Below are 4,923 nucleotides of genomic sequence, written 5' to 3'. Positions count from 1 at the left end.
CCAACATAACCATCTGCGAGGTGCCTCTCATGTTGGCGCCATTAATGCTTTTGGCACAACCATGCATGCACATTTTGTGACTGTCGTTGGCGAAGTGCCAACGGTAACAGTTGAAAAGATTGGGAATGCAATCACTCACCTTGCGGCACAAGAATGATTGAACAAAAAGCGACTGTAATTAGACGGGATGCTCACCAGGTCTGGGTTGAAGCAGAACGGCAATCGACCTGTGGTCAGTGTCAGGCCAGGAAAGGGTGTGGAACAGGCCTTCTTGCAAAACATATCGGGCAGCGGTTTTCACGTATCGCTGTGAAAACCAACAAAAACCTCAAAATCGGACAAAATGTAGTTGTATCTATTCCCGAGCAGGCACTCCTGTCTGGTGCATTCATGATGTACTTAGTGCCCCTATTGATGCTGTTTGCATCGGCAACTCTGGCCAGAATGGCAAACTCCGGGGAACTGGTTGAAATCATAGCTGGTCTATCAGGACTATTAGCTGGATTTTTTTTAGTCAAAAAACGACTCAAAAATAAAAATACCGGTGTACAAGTAAAAACAACAGAGGATTTATGATGAGACAATACAAAACCTGGTCAGCTTTAATGATGCTGTTTGCATGGGTCATGATAAGCTTTAATGTTCAAGCTCGTAATCTACCCGATTTTACGGACCTCGTTGCCGAGAATGGCGAGGCTGTGGTTAATATCAGTACCCGTAACAAAAATGCACAAACACCGACATCAATGCTACCTCGTGGCTTGGATTTACCAGAGGGGTCGGGTATTGACGACTTCTTTAAGAAATTTTTTGAGGGTCCTGGTGGCATGCCACCATCACCACGAGAAAGTGAATCTCTAGGCTCAGGTTTTGTTTTGTCTTCGGACGGTTTCATCCTGACAAATCATCATGTCATCAAAGATGCGGAAGAAATTATCGTTCGTTTCAGTGATCGAACTGAAATGGAAGCTGAGCTACTTGGCAGTGATGAACGCAGTGACGTGGCTGTATTAAAAGTTGATGCAACAGGCTTGAAAGCGGTCAAGCTCGGTGATTCGAACAAGCTGAAAGTGGGGGAATGGGTATTGGCTATCGGTTCTCCTTTTGGTTTTGATTATTCGGCGACAGCCGGCATTGTCAGCGCACTGGGTCGAAGTTTGCCAAGTGATAGCTATGTACCTTTCATACAAACGGATGTAGCAATCAACCCAGGTAATTCCGGCGGACCGTTGTTCAATCTGAAAGGCGAAGTCATTGGTATTAATTCGCAGATTTACAGCCGCACCGGTGGGTTTATGGGGGTCTCTTTCGCTATCCCGATAGACACTGTTATGAATGTGGTTGCTCAGGTTAAATCTCAAGGTTATGTCAGTCGTGGCTGGTTAGGTGTAGTGATTCAGGATGTCACTCGTGAACTGGCTGAATCGTTTGGTTTGGATAAACCTCGTGGTGCGCTTGTTTCTCGCGTGGTAGCGGACAGTCCTGCTGCTGCGGCAGGCTTTAAAGCCGGTGATGTGATTCTTGAGTTTGACGGAAAAGATGTTGAAGCTTCATCTGACTTGCCTCCTATTGTAGGACGCACGATTGTAGGCAAAGAAGTTGATGTTAAGATCATGCGCAATAACAAACGCGACACTATCCAGGTAACAATTGAAGAGTTGCCAGAAGATGAAGAGCTTGCCAGTAACAGTAACAAGCAAGGTCGTTTTGTTGATACCCGTTTGAGTCTGGAAGTAACTGATCTCAAACCGACGCAGCGCGATAAGTTAGGTATTGAAACCGGCGGTGTGATGGTCATGAAAGTGGAGAAAGGCCCTGCTATCAATGCAGGAATTCGTCCAGGTGATGTGATTTTGAGTTTAAATAATGTCGATCTCAATGATGCACATCAATTCATTGAAGTCGCTAAAGAATTACCTGCCGATAAACCGATTCCAGTATTAATCCAACGTGGTGGTGAATCACAATTCTTAGCGTTAAAGATAACTGAGTAACGTAAATACTCTTCTCTTACTAAAAGCAGCTGACTTGCTTGAGTCAGCTGCTTTTTTTTTAATTAATGAAAAGAGTCAGAATCACTTTATAAGTTTGTTTACAACGCGTTTTGACAAGCTACATCAGAGAGACGCATTTTCGTGTTGTACCAGTTAAATGCGTATAATATTCGGTCATTTGCTGAAAGCGTGATACACAGACCCATTTCTGCTGTTAGCGGTAAATCTTTAGATTTTGTAAATGAGATAAAAACGCTGGAGCTATTGCACGGTGTCACCAATAAAATTGTAACTAAATGAATAAAATACGTAACTTTTCAATTATTGCTCATATTGACCATGGGAAATCTACGATTGCGGATCGTTTCATCCAAGTCTGTGGCGGTCTTACCGATCGTGAGATGTCCCAGCAAGTACTTGATTCGATGGATCTTGAGCGTGAACGCGGAATCACGATAAAAGCGCAATGTGTGTCACTTGAATATAAAGCACGTGATGGTGAAACCTATCAACTTAACTTTATCGATACCCCAGGCCACGTTGATTTTTCCTATGAAGTATCACGTTCATTGTCTGCATGTGAGGGGGCTTTGTTGGTGGTAGACGCAGCACAAGGTGTCGAAGCACAAAGTGTAGCCAATTGTTACACGGCTATTGATTTGGGATTGGAAGTCTTGCCGGTGCTGAATAAAATCGATTTACCTTCTGCTGAACCGGATATTGTGGCACAGGAAATTGAGGATATTATTGGTGTTGATGCGATGGACGCCGTTCGTTGTAGTGCCAAAACAGGTCTGGGCATTGAAGATGTACTAGAAGAGCTAGTCGCCAGAATACCACCACCTAAAGGTAATCCAGACGGTCCGCTTAAAGCGCTGATTATTGATTCCTGGTTCGATAGTTATGTTGGCGTCATTTCATTGGTCCGTATCGTCGATGGTTCACTAAAAAACAAAGACAAGATTAAAGTCATGTCCACCGGACAGGAGTATCAGGTGGATCAGGTTGGTACATTTACGCCTAAACGAACACCTTGTGATGTCCTTGATTGTGGTGATGTGGGCTATGTCATTTCTGGCGTCAAAGAAATTGATGGTGCCCCGGTTGGTGATACATTGACTCATGCGCGTCACGGGGCAGACACTATGCTGCCAGGGTTCAAAGAAGCTACACCCCAGGTTTATGCTGGTATTTTCCCTGTCAGCAGTGATGATTATGAATCCTTTCGTGAAGCGTTATCAAAGCTGCGACTTAACGATGCTTCATTGTTTTACGAGCCAGAAACATCACAAGCGCTGGGCTTTGGTTTTCGTTGTGGTTTCCTGGGCTTACTTCATATGGAGATTATTCAGGAACGCCTTGAGCGTGAATACGATCTGGATCTTATTACGACGGCTCCCACAGTTGTGTTTGAAGTTCTGCAGAAAAATGGTGAGATTGCCAGAGTCGAGAATCCGTCGTCATTACCCGATGCCGGTACAGTAGATGAAATTCGTGAACCTATCGTTTCAGCAGATATTCTGGTCCCGCAAGAGCATCTTGGTGCGGTGATAACATTATGTGTTGAAAAGCGTGGGGTGCAGAAAACCATGCAATACATGGGAAAACAGGTTGCGTTGAGTTATGAGCTGCCCATGAACGAGGTGGTTATTGATTTCTTCGATAGAATTAAATCGGTCAGTCGTGGCTATGCATCACTCGACTATCATTTTGTGCGCTTCCAGCCAGCTGATTTAGTGAAACTGGATATTTTAATTAACGGTGAGCGCGTTGATGCGCTGTCATTAATTGTGCATAAAGAAACCAGTGTCAGCAGAGGCCGCTTATTGGTCGAAAAAATGAAAGAGTTGATTCCGCGGCAGATGTTTGATGTCGCTATTCAGGCAGCAATCGGTGGTCATGTCATCGCACGCTCAACCGTTAAAGCGATGCGAAAAAATGTTTTGGCCAAATGCTATGGCGGTGACGTTTCTAGAAAGCGTAAGCTTCTGGAAAAACAAAAAGCCGGCAAAAAACGAATGAAATCTGTGGGTAAAGTAGACGTACCGCAGGAAGCATTTCTGGCAGTGTTACAACTGTCCAAGAATTCATAAAAGGAGCAGTGCCCAGTGAGTTTTCCAGCGTTAATGGTGTTATTGGTTGTCCTGACGGGGTTTATCTGGCTAATCGATAAACTTTTCTGGGCTCCAAACCGTGATAAAGAAGCGAAAGAACCTGTCGTTGTTGAATATGCACGATCATTTTTCCCTATTATTTTGCTGGTTCTCGTTATCCGCTCGTTTATCGCTGAACCATTCAGAATTCCCTCATCATCTATGGTACCGACGCTCCATATCGGTGACTTTATTTTGGTCAATAAATTTTCATATGGTGTGCGTTTACCTGTTATCCACACTAAAATTCTCGACACCGGCGAGCCCGAACGAGGTGATGTGATGGTATTTCGCTACCCTAAAAGCGAGGTCAACAAAGATAAACCGGATGTGGATTATATTAAGCGTGTTGTTGGCTTGCCTGGTGATAAAGTAGGCTATTTTAATAAAACCATTTATATTAATGGTGAAGCTGTGGGGCAGGAAGTTAGAGAAAAAACAGCTGATTTAAGAGCTATTTCTGAACCTGGCTCAGAATTACGCTTTGAACATTTAGGGGAGAATGGTCATTTGATTCTGGTGGAACCAGGAAAACGTCTTGTTGAAGGTGAGACGGTGGTACCGGAAGGCCATTATTTTGTTATGGGCGACAATCGTGATAATAGCAATGACAGCCGTTATTGGGGCACTGTACCTGAAGAAAATCTCGTGGGGAAAGCTTTCTTTATCTGGATGAGCTGGGATTGGAATGCTGGCGGTATAATGTGGAACCGGTTGGGGCAGTCAATTGACTAAGGAGATAAACATGCAAAATCAAAAAGGAATGACGTTAATTG

General features: G+C 44.0%; 5 protein-coding genes. All 5 read left to right on the top strand.

All coding sequences use genetic code 11. The features are described from left to right. The first annotated feature begins 13 nt into the window (after positions 1-13). The 5 genes from ACTF5U_RS12185 (at position 14) to lepB (ending at position 4,882) form a co-directional block, all read left to right on the top strand. On the top strand, positions 14-157 hold the full coding sequence (locus ACTF5U_RS12185; protein WP_438971904.1) for a MucB/RseB C-terminal domain-containing protein: 144 nt from the start codon (positions 14-16) through the stop codon (positions 155-157). Next, entirely contained in the window at positions 154-576 is a 423-nt protein-coding gene (locus ACTF5U_RS12180) for a SoxR reducing system RseC family protein (protein ID WP_438971902.1), read from the top strand. The genes ACTF5U_RS12185 and ACTF5U_RS12180 overlap by 4 nt, the downstream gene beginning before the upstream one ends. Beyond that, entirely contained in the window at positions 576-1,994 is a 1,419-nt protein-coding gene (locus ACTF5U_RS12175; protein WP_438971903.1) for a DegQ family serine endoprotease, read from the top strand. Before ACTF5U_RS12180 ends, ACTF5U_RS12175 begins: the two co-directional genes overlap by 1 nt. Positions 1,995-2,290: 296 nt before the next feature. After that, positions 2,291-4,087 carry a translation elongation factor 4 gene (gene lepA, locus ACTF5U_RS12170; protein WP_438971901.1) on the top strand — a complete coding sequence of 599 codons (1,797 nt, stop codon included), beginning with the start codon at positions 2,291-2,293 and terminating at the stop codon, positions 4,085-4,087. A gap of 15 nt (positions 4,088-4,102) precedes the next feature. Then, positions 4,103-4,882, top strand: coding sequence for a signal peptidase I (lepB, locus tag ACTF5U_RS12165; RefSeq protein ID WP_438971900.1), 780 nt, complete (start codon positions 4,103-4,105; stop codon positions 4,880-4,882). Positions 4,883-4,923 lie beyond the last annotated feature (41 nt).

Source organism: Methylophaga sp., assembly GCF_965655755.1.
Classification (GTDB): Bacteria; Pseudomonadota; Gammaproteobacteria; order Nitrosococcales; family Methylophagaceae; genus Methylophaga.
Note: the sequence above shows the minus strand (reverse complement) of the source record. Positions and strands in the feature narration are given on the sequence as shown.

Coding starts and splice junctions, on each gene's coding strand:
- ACTF5U_RS12180 (WP_438971902.1), top strand. CDS start 154: ATGATTGAACAAAAAGCGACTGTAATTAGACGGGATGCTCACCAGGTC.
- lepA (WP_438971901.1), top strand. CDS start 2,291: ATGAATAAAATACGTAACTTTTCAATTATTGCTCATATTGACCATGGG.
- ACTF5U_RS12175 (WP_438971903.1), top strand. CDS start 576: ATGAGACAATACAAAACCTGGTCAGCTTTAATGATGCTGTTTGCATGG.